The sequence below is a fragment of the Marinovum sp. 2_MG-2023 genome, assembly GCF_030548265.1.
Classification (GTDB): Bacteria; Pseudomonadota; Alphaproteobacteria; order Rhodobacterales; family Rhodobacteraceae; genus Marinovum.
The window spans coordinates 1-13,372 of record NZ_JAUOSD010000044.1; the positions used below are offsets into that span (position 1 = coordinate 1).

Annotated in this window: 18 protein-coding genes; 1 reads left to right on the forward strand and 17 read right to left on the reverse strand. The window is 60.6% G+C overall.

Features of this window, described 5'->3' with window-relative positions:
• Positions 1–89: 89 nt before the first annotated feature.
• From Q4577_RS22795 to Q4577_RS22865, 15 genes are read right to left on the reverse strand one after another with little or no spacing between them, the layout of a single operon-like run.
• Positions 90–1,166: a type IV secretion system protein gene (locus Q4577_RS22795; protein WP_303473118.1), complete on the reverse strand. Its 1,077-nt coding sequence runs from the start codon at positions 1,164–1,166 to the stop codon at positions 90–92.
• A gap of 12 nt (positions 1,167–1,178) precedes the next feature.
• Positions 1,179–1,592 carry a hypothetical protein gene (locus Q4577_RS22800; protein WP_303473120.1) on the reverse strand — a complete coding sequence of 138 codons (414 nt, stop codon included), beginning with the start codon at positions 1,590–1,592 and terminating at the stop codon, positions 1,179–1,181.
• The gene (locus tag Q4577_RS22805; RefSeq protein ID WP_303473122.1) at positions 1,589–1,783 is read right to left on the reverse strand and encodes a hypothetical protein; all 195 of its coding nucleotides are present in this window, start codon (positions 1,781–1,783) and stop codon (positions 1,589–1,591) included. The genes Q4577_RS22800 and Q4577_RS22805 overlap by 4 nt, the downstream gene beginning before the upstream one ends.
• Positions 1,780–2,766, reverse strand: a complete 987-nt coding sequence (locus tag Q4577_RS22810) for an ATPase, T2SS/T4P/T4SS family (RefSeq protein ID WP_303473124.1) — start codon at positions 2,764–2,766, stop codon at positions 1,780–1,782. The genes Q4577_RS22805 and Q4577_RS22810 overlap by 4 nt, the downstream gene beginning before the upstream one ends.
• A gap of 4 nt (positions 2,767–2,770) precedes the next feature.
• Positions 2,771–4,150 carry a TrbI/VirB10 family protein gene (locus Q4577_RS22815; protein ID WP_303473126.1) on the reverse strand — a complete coding sequence of 460 codons (1,380 nt, stop codon included), beginning with the start codon at positions 4,148–4,150 and terminating at the stop codon, positions 2,771–2,773.
• Positions 4,147–4,821: a TrbG/VirB9 family P-type conjugative transfer protein gene (locus Q4577_RS22820; RefSeq protein WP_303473128.1), complete on the reverse strand. Its 675-nt coding sequence runs from the start codon at positions 4,819–4,821 to the stop codon at positions 4,147–4,149. Before Q4577_RS22820 ends, Q4577_RS22815 begins: the two co-directional genes overlap by 4 nt.
• 23 nt (positions 4,822–4,844) lie before the next feature.
• Positions 4,845–5,498: a virB8 family protein gene (locus tag Q4577_RS22825; protein WP_303473130.1), complete on the reverse strand. Its 654-nt coding sequence runs from the start codon at positions 5,496–5,498 to the stop codon at positions 4,845–4,847.
• A 16-nt stretch (positions 5,499–5,514) separates the two neighbouring features.
• On the reverse strand, positions 5,515–6,324 hold the full coding sequence (locus tag Q4577_RS22830; RefSeq protein ID WP_303473158.1) for a type IV secretion system protein: 810 nt from the start codon (positions 6,322–6,324) through the stop codon (positions 5,515–5,517).
• A complete protein-coding gene (locus tag Q4577_RS22835) occupies positions 6,324–7,478 on the reverse strand; it encodes a lytic transglycosylase domain-containing protein (protein WP_303473132.1) in 1,155 nt (384 codons plus the stop codon). Before Q4577_RS22835 ends, Q4577_RS22830 begins: the two co-directional genes overlap by 1 nt.
• The gene (locus Q4577_RS22840; RefSeq protein WP_303473134.1) at positions 7,468–7,635 is read right to left on the reverse strand and encodes a hypothetical protein; all 168 of its coding nucleotides are present in this window, start codon (positions 7,633–7,635) and stop codon (positions 7,468–7,470) included. The genes Q4577_RS22835 and Q4577_RS22840 overlap by 11 nt, the downstream gene beginning before the upstream one ends.
• Entirely contained in the window at positions 7,632–9,962 is a 2,331-nt protein-coding gene (locus tag Q4577_RS22845) for a type IV secretion system DNA-binding domain-containing protein (protein ID WP_303473135.1), read from the reverse strand. Before Q4577_RS22845 ends, Q4577_RS22840 begins: the two co-directional genes overlap by 4 nt.
• Positions 9,963–9,996: 34 nt before the next feature.
• Positions 9,997–10,275: a type IV secretion system protein VirB3 gene (locus tag Q4577_RS22850; protein WP_008327373.1), complete on the reverse strand. Its 279-nt coding sequence runs from the start codon at positions 10,273–10,275 to the stop codon at positions 9,997–9,999.
• Positions 10,268–10,561 (reverse strand): TrbC/VirB2 family protein, encoded by a 294-nt coding sequence (locus Q4577_RS22855; RefSeq protein WP_110281104.1) that lies wholly within the window; start codon positions 10,559–10,561, stop codon positions 10,268–10,270. Before Q4577_RS22855 ends, Q4577_RS22850 begins: the two co-directional genes overlap by 8 nt.
• Positions 10,558–11,172, reverse strand: coding sequence for a lytic transglycosylase domain-containing protein (locus Q4577_RS22860; protein WP_303473149.1), 615 nt, complete (start codon positions 11,170–11,172; stop codon positions 10,558–10,560). Before Q4577_RS22860 ends, Q4577_RS22855 begins: the two co-directional genes overlap by 4 nt.
• 43 nt (positions 11,173–11,215) lie before the next feature.
• On the reverse strand, positions 11,216–11,569 hold the full coding sequence (locus Q4577_RS22865) for a hypothetical protein (RefSeq protein ID WP_303473151.1): 354 nt from the start codon (positions 11,567–11,569) through the stop codon (positions 11,216–11,218).
• 184 nt (positions 11,570–11,753) lie between these two features.
• On the opposite strand from Q4577_RS22865, the gene Q4577_RS22870 reads away from it, so the two are divergent.
• The gene (locus tag Q4577_RS22870) at positions 11,754–12,053 is read left to right on the forward strand and encodes a hypothetical protein (protein WP_303473153.1); all 300 of its coding nucleotides are present in this window, start codon (positions 11,754–11,756) and stop codon (positions 12,051–12,053) included.
• On the opposite strand, the gene Q4577_RS22875 is transcribed toward Q4577_RS22870, so the two are convergent.
• Both Q4577_RS22875 and Q4577_RS22880 read right to left on the reverse strand, forming a co-directional pair.
• Entirely contained in the window at positions 12,050–12,238 is a 189-nt protein-coding gene (locus tag Q4577_RS22875) for a hypothetical protein (protein ID WP_303473155.1), read from the reverse strand. The two genes, Q4577_RS22870 and Q4577_RS22875, sit on opposite strands and share 4 nt — an antisense overlap.
• 244 nt (positions 12,239–12,482) lie before the next feature.
• A complete protein-coding gene (locus Q4577_RS22880; protein WP_336623654.1) occupies positions 12,483–12,995 on the reverse strand; it encodes a hypothetical protein in 513 nt (170 codons plus the stop codon).
• Between the last annotated feature and the right edge of the window lie 377 nt (positions 12,996–13,372).

Genomic DNA, 13,372 nt, shown 5'->3' on the forward strand with positions numbered 1-13,372 from the left:
CGAAAAGCCTGACCTCAAAGGCGCTTGCGCCGAATTTGGAAGTCCCAGTTCTGCATTCGCAAACGTCAGTTTTTCAATAGAATCGGCCGTCACCGCCGCCCCAGCCTTCCCAACCGGGCCAGTTGAGCCAGCATTTGAGACCCTGCCCCCGGTGACCCAGTGCCGCTTGCCTGACCCGTCTGTCCCATTCCTTGCCGCACAGGCATCTGCTGCACACCAAAAAACTGCCGCGCCCTGAGGGCTGCGTATTCGGCGCCACTGGCACCGCCGATCAGATAGCGGTTGTAGGCTTGCTGGCTGCCCATGGCAGCGCGGGCGAAGCTGTAGCCGCCGCCGAGCCCACCGGAGAGGGCGGGCATCATGATGTTGCCGGAGATCGCACGGACGATGAAGGGTGTTGCGATTATGAACCCTTTGGCCATGAGCACCATCATGAAGAAGGGGATGAGCGCGCCGATATTTGAGGCCCCTTCCGGGTCGCCAAGCTCACCGATCAGAGCGGAAGAGACGCCAGTGATCGTTGCGAACACACCTGCCACGACGATGGGGTAGAGCGCGAAGGAGATAAGCGCGGATAACCAGCGCGCGAAATAATCCTTGGTGACCTCGAAGAGGGTCAGGAATATCATCACCGGTGCGATCCCGATCAGGAGCGCGATCATCAGGCGGGATGCCACAAGAATGAAGGCGGCCAGACCGCCAAGGATTGAGAGCAAGAGGACCCCGACAATGTCGAGCATGGCGCCAGCCATCCAGTTCAACTCGGACCCGGCAGCGTTCAGATAGTCGCCCAGCTCCGCGATCAGCCGGTCGAATTCTTCGGCGAAAGTTCCAGAGGGCCCCGGACTGCCGCCGCCGACGGAGGCCACCAGCGCGCCCGCGATACTGTCGATCCCATAGAGAATGGCAGATGAGAACGCGTTGAACTGCATCCAATTGGTCGCGAATATCCCGATGAGCCCGATCTTGACCGCGAGCCAGAAGGCTGTGTGCCCATCCATGGCCCGATATTGATAGATCATGTTGATGCCGACGAGGATCACCACCAGCGTTGTCCCCAAAACCAGGAGCGTGCCGACTGTTGCCGCAACGGACCCGAACTGGGTTTCCGCCGCGGTGTCGAGATAGCCCTGGGAGGTTTCAACGAAGTAGGTGACGACGCTCATCGCAGGTCTGCCTTACCAATTGTCCGCGGCTTCGCAGATGGCTTTGGCCTCAAGGCGAACATCGTTGGCGCGTCGATTGTAAGCATCGGAAGCTTCCAGCATTTCCCAGCGTTCGTCACTGGCGTGGCGCTCACGAAACACCCCCTCGGCTGCGTTCCAAGAGGGGAACCGGGTATCGCAATCGCAGTTGCCGCTCTCGACGACGCTCTGGAGGTTTTGGGCGCGGTAGATGTCCTGGACCAACACGCGCTGATAGGCTTGGCGCAGGGGGATTTCTTGCATCCAGCTGGGCTCAGCGGGCCGGTCCGGACAGACGTTGAAGCTGTGATTAAGGGTCGGTACTAGATTGCGCTCGGCGAAGGCGGGGACAGCCAGTAGGCTTAGGGCCAGCGCGATCAACGCACGGGCTTGCCGTGGCGGCTTCATTCCGTGGCTCCGATGGATTTAGTTTCACGCTTCAGGAAGACCGTGTGCCCAGCATTCGCGAATTCCGACGAGCTGACCGACACGACCTCCCAGCCTTGGGCCCCTTTCACATTCAGGCTGGCCTGCATATCGGCAAGACTGGTCTTGCCTGTCATGGGGAAGCTGAGAATGTCGTACTCAAATGTCTTCAATGGGAAGCTCCGATCTCGGTTGCGCCGGGGAGGTAGAATTCGGTGATGCCGCGTTTGCCGTCGTGGCGACCGGCTTGGATGATCACGTCGATGGAATTCTCGATGTACTGGATCATGTCTGTATAGGTCATCGGGATCTCGGTCTTGAGCGCGGCGATCGCGAGGCGCTGCACGGCGAGTTGCGGCGTTTCGGCGTGCAGCGTGGTCATCGACCCGCCATGGCCGGTGTTGATCGCCTCGAGGAAGGTCATAGCCTCGTTGCCGCGCACCTCGCCGAGGATGATCCGGTCCGGGCGCATGCGCAGTGTGGCTGTCAGAAGCACATCGGCGGTCTGGAACTCCGCATCACGATTGGCGATGAGTGTCACGGCATTTGGCTGGGTTGGCAAGAGCTCGGCGGCTTCCTCGATGGTGACGATGCGTTCCTCAGCAGGCACATGAGATAGGATCTTCCGCGCGGCGACGGTCTTGCCGGTGGAGGTGCCGCCCGAGACGATCATGTTGAGCTTGTTCTCGACGCAGAAGGCCAGGGCATCGTCGATAACGCCCGCGGCCACCACCCTGCGCAGTTCCCGGGTTTTCTCGAGGCGGAGTTCCTCGAGCTTGCGTTCTTTGCCATAGAGGAAATCGAGCGCGATCCCGTCGAGCGGCAGACTTGAGAAAAACCGCAGGCTGATCGACATGGCAGAGAGCACAGCGGGTGGCGTGATGACCTGCGCTCGAATCGGGCGACCCTTGTAGGTGATCGAGACCGAGACGATGGGGCGGTCCTTGCTCATGGTGGTATTGGCGGAAGAGGCGATCTGGTTGCCGAGGTCTTTGACTTCTGTTGCGGTCAACGCTTGGTCCAGCTTTCGCATGAAGTGATCGCCCTGGAATTCTCCCCAGCAGCTGCCATCGGGATTGATGCAGATCTCGATGACATCGTCCCGGGCGGCGGCGTCGATCCGATCAAGCGAGGTCTGGAGATAGCTCAGCGACATTGCCTCAAAAGATCTCCAGATCGCGGTCGACCATAACCGTTACGCGAGCGCCCTGGTCGACATAGATGACCGGACCGATAGAGAGGTAGTCTCCAATGACGCTGTCCGTGGCATCGGCTAGATCATCGCCCACATCTTCGAGTACATCCGCGGCGGTCTCATCCTGCAGATTTGCAGCGGCGGCGCTTGGTGCGGCGGAGATCAGAGAAATCAGCGCCGCCGAGCCAAAGCGCTCATCAAAGCGGGTATCGACAAAGCCGGTCACGCCAGAGCGGCCAAGTTCATCGCCCCCGAAAGAGCTGATCTGGATGGTTTGATTGTCAGGCAGGATGATCCGGTCCCAGGCGATGGTGACCCGGCGCTGCGCGATATCTACCCCCGAACGATAGCGCCCGATCAGGCGGGACCCGCGCGGGATCAGGAGACGCGCGCCATCGACGCTGTAGACATCTTCGGAAACGACGGCACGGGTCTGGCCGGGCAGGGAGCTGTCGAGGGCGGTTTCCATGACGGCTTGGATCATTGTGCCCTGGATGATGGTGTTAGACGGGTTGGCGATGACCTCGGCTTGCGTCACCGACGTGGGCAGCGCGCCGTTCAGCACGAAATCCGTCACTTCGCCGAAGGTGCGTTCGGTCAGGGCCGTCTCATTCGCGCCGGAGGTGCCGCCAAAGGCGATGGTGGGCGAAGTGATGCGGCGGTCCTGAAACGCACGTTCCTCGGCCGCGCGGCGTTCAAGTTCCGCGAGCCGTCTTGCTTCCTCCTCGCGGCGGAGCCGTTCTTCTTCCCGCGCGCGCAACTCGTCCTCGGTGGGACCGATGGGTGCCGGAAGGGGGCGATTGGCTTCGAGCTGCGCAAGTTCGAGGTCCATGCGGAGTTGCTCCAGCTCTCGGTCGCGCGCGGTGAGCTCATCGCGAAACTGCTGCTGCGCGGCCTCCGATGCCGCTTGCAGCGCCGCGATCTGTGCTGTCAGCGCATCGATGGCTTCGGCGGCAACGGTGTCTTCCTCGACCACCGGTTCGGGCGCGTTGCGTAACTCCTCGATCTGCGCCTGAAGGGCGGCGAGCTTGGCTAGAAGCTCGGCGTTCGGTTCGATCGGTTCGGGCGCGACTAGCACCACTTCAGGCTCGGGCGGGGGGAGGGTTTCGATGGCGCCAAACCCGTCGCCTTCGTTTTGAAATACGTCCGGCGTGGCAGTGGGCAAAGCTTCCTCTTCCTCCGGTTGGGACAGGAGATAGAGCAATGCACCGCAGGCACCGATCACGAGAACGACGACTAATGCGAGAAGCGGTGAGCGCCGTGGAGCAGGGGGCGACCCTGCGCCTTTGCCCTGCTCAAGGGCGGCGAGGCGTTTCTCGAGGTACGCGTTTTCGGTGTTGCTCATGATCCCACCCCCGCAGGGGGTGTGGCCTCGATACAGACCACCTCGTCCCCGATTCGCAGCACCCATTGCCTGTTCACCCCGGAGACCCGGATCACGCCGTCCTCGGCGGCCTGCGTGTTGACCGTCCGTTCGCGGCCATTGGTGTAGCGAAAGATCGCGGGCACCGGCGCGTTCCGCGGGAATTCGAAATACGTAAAGGTCCCGTCATCCCAGACGCGAACGGGCGTGAACTCGGTGCGCGCGCTGGCCCCGTAATTGTAGTTCGGCGTTTGGGCCGCGATGGCACGCGTGGGTCGTGTATTGTCATCTGGGTAACGGAACTGCACCACGTAAAAGGTCGGGCTGCGGGTCTCCTGGACGTTGAAGTAGTAGCTGCGGCGATTGGTATAGACGGTCACGTTGGTATGGACACCGCGTGCAACGGGCTTGATCGCGAAGGCCCGCCCGCCCGGCACGCCGTCGATCTCGAAGCCCTCCGTGTCGCCGGCGATGATCGAGCGGATGCTTTCGCCCTCGCCAAATTCGATGGAGGTCACATGGGTGAGCGAGACACTCAGGCGATAGGCCTGGCCTTCCTGGTAGGTGGCCAGGCGTACGCGGCTGTCATTGGGGCCGCCGCGCGGGATGGCTTCTGCAAGGGCGAGGCCGGGAAACAAGGCAATCAAGAGCATGACAAGTCGAACTGGGTACAAATTCAATTCTCCAATCTGTCGGAGCGGATGGAATATTCGAGGACCGTGAAGCCGAAAGGGTTGGTCCAGACCTCGTCGATGGAGCGGCGGGTCTCGGGACGGAACTCGAAGAGAAGGGTGGCGGTGAAGAGGCCTGTCTGGTCGCCGTTGATGGATGTCAGACGCTTGCGCAGGCGGACCGTGGCGCGGTTTGTGCCGATGCGGTTGATGCTGAGGATTTCCACGTCGAGCCGGGCATTCGGGCCATAGACCGTGGGCGGGTAGGTCTCGTTGGCGCTGTTCCAGATCTGGCGCAATCCGCTCTCGGCCGCACCGTCCGAGCGACGCAGAACACTACGGATGCGCAGATCGTTGTCGAGCAGGTTATAGACCTCTCGGTCGGTCACATAGCGGAAGACCTCCGCCTCGATGACTGCCTGGTTGGCTGTGACCGAAGTCGCGCCCACCGAAGCCTCGGGCAGGGCAAAGCCGGTGGCGGGATCATAGGGCACGACCACAGGCGGCGGATCGACATCGAGAATTGCGACAGCCGCCGCGCTCAGGCATCCGAGAATGCCGAAGATGAGCCCGATGAGCCCAAGGCGCTGCCAGAGCCGTTCGCGGCGCAGGGCACCATAGACCAGCTCTTCTTCGATGATTTCCTGTTCAGTAGCCACCCTCATTCCCTCACGATCAGTCAGCCCGCAGGTCCGGCAGGGTGAAATCCATGAAGCGCTGTTCCTCGGCGATGGTGGCGGCATCGATCAGGCCGCCGGTGCCGTCACCCACCGTTTGCACGGCTTCGAGCTGCCACATGGCGACGAGTGCGATCGCCAGTTCCGCTGTCCCGCGCGTGTTGAGGTCGATACTTTCCTTGAGTTCGTCCATGTCATCGATCAGCCCGACAAGACGGTCTACCCGCTCGAGCGATTGGCCGGCATCCTCATAGCTGTTCTGGGCGGCGGCTGAGACGAGCGCGCCGGTGGTGGCCTGCGTCGCCACGCGGTTGGCCCCGGGATTGCCGCTGGTGGCCATTTCCGAGAGCGTGTCTTCATCGAAGCCGAGATCGGCCAGCACCCGGTCCATCTGGGTTTCAATCTCGCCCGCGCCAGAACCGGACAGGCCCGAGAAATCGCCCGTCTTGATGGCCTCGATAGTGGCCAGGATGTCTCCGAACTCCTGGTCGAGCAGGCCGTTCAGCTCGTCTTCCATCTCGGTGCGGATGATCTCTGGCAGTTCGGCCAGGCGGGTCAGGGCTTCATATGTCCGTTGCAGCTCCGCGAGTTGATCCGTGAGTGTGGCAAGCTGTTCGCGGAGCTGCGTCAGCTGCTCATTCTGCAGGATCTCGTCTTCGATCATCTGCCGGAGCTGCTGGATGTTTTGTGCGATGTTCTGGGTATCGACGACGGGCACGCCTTGCGCGAGGGCAGGGGTGACGGTGCCAAGTTGCAGGGCAATCCCAAGCGTCGTGGCCAAGGCCGTTTTCACGAGTAAATGTCCCATCATTCAAACTCCCTGATCGTGAATTCCATGAATGCGCCCTCGGCCATGCGGGCGCTGGCCTGCGCCAATTCTTCTGCGCTCAGGACACGGGTCCGCGCCGCCTGTAGCCGGATGCGTGCGGCGACAAGGCGCACGAGTTCGGCGCGGGCATAGGTGTTGAGCGCGATGCTTTCCTGCACGTCTTCCGTCGTGGATATCCGTTCGACGATGTCCGCAATGCGCAGGGCGGCCTGTCGGATCGCCGCGGGCGAGTTGTTGCCATAGAAAGCCGCGCTATGCCCGGTGATCGAGAGGTTCGCATTGGCGAGAAGCCCGGGGTCGATCGTGCCGAGCGCTTCGATTCCACCGATGCGGCTCAGATAGAGATTGTAGCGTTTAGGAATGACCTGGACGTAGTGCTGAGTCTCGGTAAAGGGCGGGACACCGCCATATTCAAAGACCCGACCGGGGCCGGCATTATAGGCCGCGAGCGCGTTGATGATGTTGCCATCGAAGGTGTTGAGTTGCGTTGCGAGATAGCGCGCGCCGCCATGCACCTGCAGGTAAGGGCTGTCGTAGTATTCTGGGTTGATGCCGAGATCGCTGGCCGTACCGGGCATAATCTGGGTGAGGCCAAAGGCGCCGACGGGCGAGCGGGCGCCAATAGTAAACCGGCTTTCCTGCCAGATGAGCGCCTGTAGGAGTGCGCGCCATTGGACTGGGGAGAGGCTCGCGCGGCCCACGCCCGCAAACCCGCTGGTTTCTTGTGCGACGCGGATGATGAGCTGCTCGATGTTTTCTGCCGCATCCCCGAACATCTGTGCGCCGCCGGGATTGGGATCGATCTCACCCGTGCCGTAGACCGCCTCGACTGAACGGTCCGAGTCGCCGCTGCCACTCTCCAATCCAGAGACCATAGCCGACAGGCCCTGACCACCGAAGCTGGTCTGGGCATCGAGGATGCGTTGCAGGGTTTCCAGCTGCTCCCGTTCGATCTCGGCGATGAGTTCGCGCACTGCAAGCTTGTCCGCCTGAAGGGCCAAGTCTGCCTCGCGATCGCCGGTCTCGACGATGTCACGCGCGGTCAGCCCACTGTCATTGGTCGGCACGCCTTGAGACAAGGCGAGACCGGGCAGCAGGCAAAGTGCCAGGATATGAGGCAGGCTAGACTTCAACGTCGCCCTCCGGCGCGCCGAGCGGTGCGAAGTGGCAATCCTGGGCTGTCGCTGCCGTCGAGGCGAGAAAGGAAAAGCAATTGGCCTGCGGCTCCCGGTACTGGGTGCAGGAGGCCAGCGCGCCGAGCGCAGCCAAAGCGATTAGAACACGGATCATGAAAGCCTCCAGAAGTCTGGGCGGTCGCGGTAATCGGCGCCGACGAGCGCCTCGCCTTTCTCCATGCCGCCGAGGATGGTGAGATTGGGCCCGAGAGCACTGAGATCGGCATCGACGACGATTGAGCCCTGATCGTCGCGGATCAGCGCCAAACGGCTGTTGCTGCCCGTGTTGAGAAGGACGTCGAGCTCCTTCTCCGTGAGGTTCAGCATGGCGTAGTCCGAGGCGTTGGCGCGGATATTGGGCAGCAGGATCTGCGTCGGAACGGCTTCGACGATGGTCTTGCCGGTCCGGGTGCGCTCGAGCTGGCTCGCGTATTGCGTCATCATCACCGCGACGGTGTTCTGCTTGCGCGCGGTGACCAGCCAGTTCGAGAGCCGCTCGGCGAAATACGCGTTGTCGAGCGCCTTCCAGGCCTCGTCGATCACGATGATGGTGGGGCGGTGGTCCTCGATCTCGCGCTCGACCCGGCGGAAGAGATAGGAGAGGACCGCCATCCGTTCCTTGTCGGCCTCGCTGTCGAGAATGCCGGTGAGATCGAAACCGACCACATCGCCTTTGAGCGAGAACGTGTCTTCCAGAGTCATCCCGAAGATCCAGCCGTAGCGACCCTCCTCGGTCCACTCGAGCAATCGCTGGTGCAGATCGCCGCCATCGTCGGTCGACACAAACAGCGATGCGAAATCCCGCCAGTTCCGCAAGGCGGGGTTCGTAGCCTGCGCGTTCTGGCGCACGACTTCCTGGATGCGGTTGGTCTGGGCAGGTGTGAGCGGTTTGTCGGCGCGATACAGAAGCGTGGCGAGCCAGTCCGAGAGCCATGCAGTACCGCGCGCATCTGTTTCGGTCCAGAGCGGGTTCAGGCCTGTGGGCTGTCCGGCTTTCAAAGACGCATAGCGCCCGCCATTGGCGCGGACCGCCATCTCCATACCGAGGCGGTAATCGAAGACGAAGATCCGCGCCCCTGCTCGACGGGCCTGTGTCATCAGAAAGGCGGAAAGCACCGACTTGCCCGATCCGGGCCGTCCCATGATGAGCGTGTGCCCGCTGGTCGGTTCTTTCTCGGGGCTGCCTTGCTCGTGATAGGAAAACCGGTAGGCGCTCTGTTCGGGCGTAGGCAGATAGGTGATGACCTTGCCCCAGGGCGTCCTCGAGGCAGGCTTGCCGAGCTGCGTCCGATGAAACGCCGCGAAATCCGCGAAGTTGCGGTTGGTGATCGCACTGGCACGGACGCGCTTGGGCTGGTTGCCGGGATGCTGGCTGAGGTAATGCGCCTTGGCCGCGACCCGTTCGCCGATCATCTTCACGCCTTCGGTCGCGGCGGCGTTGACGATCTCGGCGCTCAGGGTCTGCAACTCTTCGAGCGTGTCGCAGAAGAGCGTCACGACCATATGGTGTTCGCCGAAGCTTTGGCGCTTGGCCTCGAGATCATCGGCGGCGATGTCGAGGGCTTCCAGGAGCGAGAGGGCTGCGTCCTGGCTGGCCTGCATCTGGCGCTTTTGTCGTTTGATTCGGCCTGCCATGAGGTTCGAATTGATCGGTGTGAAGGAATGCGTGATGATCATGTCGACCGGCAAGTTCAGCATGTCGAACATGGTGCAGGAGGTGGCCTCGGAATATTCCCCGATGGTGAAGCTCTTTCCAAAGCGGTGTCCCACGACGCCTTCGGAGAGCTCGAAGTGATCGTCTTGAAACGTCACTCGCGTGTTGGCGACGTTGAAGGACAGGACGCCGTAGGTGTTCGTCGGATAGAGCGGCAGTTCCTGGCCAGTGTTGAGGGCCCCCAGAAAGCCGATCAACTCGCCGGACTTGGCCGAAAGCACACGTGGGTTAAGCTCGGTCAGGCCAGACAGGAACACGTTCACGGCCTCGCCCAATCGGCGAAGGCGTTTCTCGGTTGCCTCCTTCAGCCGGTCTGGAGCGCTGCGATTGAGGAAGGGCAGGACGCTTTTCGGGGGAGGGCGATGAATGACGGTGAGCGTCAAGGTTTTGTCGCGCAACCCGCTGGTTTCGAGTTTCGCGCGCCAGAGCCGGTCAATTTCTCCGGCAAAACTGTCCTCGCGCATGGGCTCGAGTTCCGGCGAGATCGCCTTCGAGACTTTGTGGACGTAGTAGCTGAATTCCGGTCCTAGCTGCGCAATGATCCGCGCAAAGAGGGCGGTCACCTTGTCGAGATGGGCATCATCCGTCGTGTAGCTGTTGATCCCATCAAGTCGGATGCACTGGAAAAGCTCATTGACCCGCGTCCGCACGGTCCGGTCATCGACCAGGCTGACGTATGGTAGCATATGCGCGAGGCGAGTTTCGCGCGCATACCAGTCTGGCGTCATTGTTCGGAGATCGAGGGGCTCATCCCCGGCTCTATTAGGGTGCATAGCTGTCCCCGCCGTGAATGGATCGGTTCCGCGTGGGTGGGGTTTCCTGCAGCGCCGTCATCATCACGTCGATGAAGCGCGGATCCCAGTCCGCAGCCTTCCAAAGCACAGGGTAGAGCAGGGCGGCCACGCCCAATACCGCGATGTGCTGCACCCAGACGAAGAGGAGCACCGAGCCGAAGAGCCAGACCATTGCGTACATGATGGGCAGGCCCAGAAGCTTCGGCGGCCGCACGAGGCCGAGAAAGAGGGGCGAGCGCTCAGCCACCGGCGAAGACCGCAGCAACAATGGTGGGAGCGGCGGCAACACCGGCGATGCCGACAAGAACCCAGAGCGCCTGCCGCAGATCGATGATGTTGAAGAACCAGCTCAAGAAAACGCCCAACACGGCGAGCGTCGCGATGACGACGCCAAGCGGGCCGGTCAGTGCATCGACGATACCCTGCAACAGGCTCTGGATCGGGGAGAGATCGATGCTTTGCGCAAGGGCCGGTTCGGCAATGAGCAGGAAGATCGCCAGCGCGGCGACAAAGAGGTTTGAAATCTGTTTCATGAATTTGATCCTTCCAATCGGGCCACGACGGCCATGACACGGGCCACGTGGTTCTGGGTTTCTCGGTAGGGGGGAATGCCGCCATACTGGCGGACCGCATCCGGTCCGGCGTTGTAGGCTGCGAGGGCAAGACGCGGATCGCCGAACGTCTCCAGCATCGACGCAAGATATCGGGCGGATCCGTCGAGGTTCTGCAGCGGATCACGTGGGTTGATACCGAGGTCGCGCGCTGTCGCTGGCATCAACTGACCGAGGCCAATCGCGCCCGCACTTGAGACCGCATCCTGCCGGTAGGCGCTCTCGACCTCTATATTGGCGCGATAAAGGGTCAGCCAATCACGAACCGAGAGCTCCGTGTGGCGCAGCCCGGGATGACCTGAGTAACGAAGAGCGGTGGCCTCGATGGCCATGAGAACATCGGCGCGGGGCAGGGGAGCGGGCCGTGTAAGGGCAGCAACTTGGATGTCTTCTGGCTCTGTTATCCGTTCGCCCAAGATCGCCAGCTCATCAGCAGCAGACCCCTGGCCGATACCGTCGTTGTAGTTGCGAGCAAAGCTGTCCTGGGAGCGGGACGGGGTCAGAGAGCCATCGCTCTCCAAGACCAGTACCATCTCTGCGGAGGTGGGCGCAGCCAGAAACCCGATTAGGAGAAGGCTACTTGCTGCCGCCCTTGTCGGTCGCAGCCAGCTTGTGCGTTGTACGCTGGCCTTCCTCGAGCGGGACATCAGCATGGGAGAAGCCGATCCCGATGAGGAAGGACACCACGCCCGTGATGGTTTTGAACTCGCGGATCTTGATGTCGTTGTAGGTCGTTCGAGTGCGGGCAGTGACCAGCAGCTTTTCAACGCCCTCGCCGGAGACGGCCCGCATTATCCAGACCCCATAATAGCTGGGGCCTTTCTTGTGCGCAGCTTCCTGACACAAGATCTCGGCGCTATATCCGCTCTCCACGAGATCGCGGAATCTGGCTTCAGTGACCACATTAGGCGCTTCGATTTCCCAGTTCATACCTGCGGTCACACTTCTCTTTGTTCGAGACGCATGATCGCCTTGTCCACCATGGACAGGGCGATCATACGAAAGTATATTTTCGTTCATCAAGTGATATTATCAGATTCACTATTCAGTCGGCAGACTTTCGCCAATTACCGATGACCAACCTCGATGCTTGCCCAATGTAGGAGATTTGCGCATGAAGATGAAGCGATTGCAGCGTATCCCACAAGCTATAGTATTGACGCTTTCTGTTTCGGGGGTAGCAGGCGCCGAGACATGCTTTCCATCTGTCCGCCCATTTGTACCCAGCGATGGGAATGCAGTTGCTGAATTTGCTGACCTGGTCGTGAAAGACTTTGAGGCCTACATTAAAGATGTGCAGGCTTATTTTCGGTGCTTGGAAAGCGAACGCGCGCGAGCGTTTGAAGAGGCGCGACAGGTAAGCCAGGACTACGAAAGCTTTCTCAATGAGGGGGGTGGTGATCCAGATTCCTAACGAATTTGAGGATCCGATTTTTGAAACGGCTGTCTAACAAAGTTTTCAATAGGGTTGCCGCGCCACAGAATGCCAGCCTCGCCATTGTTCCAACGGTACTCAATCCCGGCAAGTTCACCACTGTCGGGACAGATTAGTCTATAGGTTGGAATAGCTTCCAAGAGGTCTGGTGCAAGATCGTTCATGACACGCTCGTAGATCAACTTCCAGTTGAGCGTTTCTAACTGTTAGGGCAAAGGCAACAGCGGCGCAGTTTGTCGAACGTTTCGGGCGGCGCGTTGCTGCAAACGAAATCGAGCGCGGCGGAACTCCGCACATTGCTCTGTTTCTGCAGAAAAATAGTGCTTTGTTTATGGGATGTTCGGACTGTGAAACTTGTAGTGAGGCCGCGACTCACCGACCACAAAGCGGAAAGGCTTTTGATCAAAATCAGTAGTTCACCTGTTCAAAGCCGTAATTTCCATCGTAGTCATACCATTCGACAAAGACGGAACGGTGGTAGATACTGGGACAGTGGTCGCCCCAGCGTTCCAGGCCAACGTGGGCCGAAGGAAGGGCCGCGACGGAAGACCCCTGCCAGGCGAAATCGCCTTGGGTTCCATATGTGCCGAGGGCCACGGTGGCGCTACGGTTGCAGTCACCATCACGACCGGATTCATGCTGTCGGGCATACCGGACATTAACGACTCGGATGGATCGTACGAAATTGAACTCAGGTCCGCTGATATCGATATCTGCACGATCTTGCACGAGCTGGAGGGCCCGGTCGGCGGGAACAAGGTCATCAGGGGCTTCCGGTGTGCGCCAAGCAGCCTCATTTGGGTCAGCGGCAGCTCGCGCAGGAAACGATTGTCGCGGTCCAGCGCTGTTGTTCTGGAAGAACGCTTCAAAGATGCGGTCTGCACTGTTTGCTGCTGGAGCGGTCTCAAAGGACGCGCCCATGGGACAGCGCCAGATTTGGAGCGGCGGTTCGACCGGCCAAGGCGTAATGCGTCGGATGAATTCAGCGCGGGCTCGGGCGCAAGGGACGGAAGCGGGCCAGCCGCCAGAAAGACACAAGAGGATCGCGCAATCGATCGGGTATGTCTGCGCGCGAGCGGGTAACGGCAGCGACGTATTTGTCACAGTCAAAGCGACTGCAACGGAGGGGAGGAGTTTCTTGAGTAGATGACGCATGCTGAGGACCCAATATGACAGGACTCATTATATATACATAAATATACTTTCGCAACGCATAGTGTATGTTGCAACCAAGTAGAAATGTCCCTCGCTCCGCAAAGTAGAAATGTCACCAAGAGCGCTGACGGTAGCAAAGCCTG

What these genes read in the sequence shown, in the direction of transcription:
- Q4577_RS22795 (WP_303473118.1), bottom strand. Translation starts at nt 1,166, where the DNA reads ATGAGCGTCGTCACCTACTTCGTTGAAACCTCCCAGGGCTATCTCGAC.
- Q4577_RS22800 (WP_303473120.1), bottom strand. Translation starts at nt 1,592, where the DNA reads ATGAAGCCGCCACGGCAAGCCCGTGCGTTGATCGCGCTGGCCCTAAGC.
- Q4577_RS22810 (WP_303473124.1), bottom strand. Translation starts at nt 2,766, where the DNA reads ATGTCGCTGAGCTATCTCCAGACCTCGCTTGATCGGATCGACGCCGCC.
- Q4577_RS22815 (WP_303473126.1), bottom strand. Translation starts at nt 4,150, where the DNA reads ATGAGCAACACCGAAAACGCGTACCTCGAGAAACGCCTCGCCGCCCTT.
- Q4577_RS22820 (WP_303473128.1), bottom strand. Translation starts at nt 4,821, where the DNA reads ATGCTCTTGATTGCCTTGTTTCCCGGCCTCGCCCTTGCAGAAGCCATC.
- Q4577_RS22830 (WP_303473158.1), bottom strand. Translation starts at nt 6,324, where the DNA reads ATGGGACATTTACTCGTGAAAACGGCCTTGGCCACGACGCTTGGGATT.
- Q4577_RS22840 (WP_303473134.1), bottom strand. Translation starts at nt 7,635, where the DNA reads ATGATCCGTGTTCTAATCGCTTTGGCTGCGCTCGGCGCGCTGGCCTCC.
- Q4577_RS22845 (WP_303473135.1), bottom strand. Translation starts at nt 9,962, where the DNA reads ATGACGCCAGACTGGTATGCGCGCGAAACTCGCCTCGCGCATATGCTA.
- Q4577_RS22855 (WP_110281104.1), bottom strand. Translation starts at nt 10,561, where the DNA reads ATGAAACAGATTTCAAACCTCTTTGTCGCCGCGCTGGCGATCTTCCTG.
- Q4577_RS22860 (WP_303473149.1), bottom strand. Translation starts at nt 11,172, where the DNA reads ATGGTACTGGTCTTGGAGAGCGATGGCTCTCTGACCCCGTCCCGCTCC.
- Q4577_RS22865 (WP_303473151.1), bottom strand. Translation starts at nt 11,569, where the DNA reads ATGAACTGGGAAATCGAAGCGCCTAATGTGGTCACTGAAGCCAGATTC.
- Q4577_RS22870 (WP_303473153.1), top strand. Translation starts at nt 11,754, where the DNA reads ATGAAGATGAAGCGATTGCAGCGTATCCCACAAGCTATAGTATTGACG.
- Q4577_RS22875 (WP_303473155.1), bottom strand. Translation starts at nt 12,238, where the DNA reads ATGAACGATCTTGCACCAGACCTCTTGGAAGCTATTCCAACCTATAGA.
- Q4577_RS22880 (WP_336623654.1), bottom strand. Translation starts at nt 12,995, where the DNA reads ATGGGCGCGTCCTTTGAGACCGCTCCAGCAGCAAACAGTGCAGACCGC.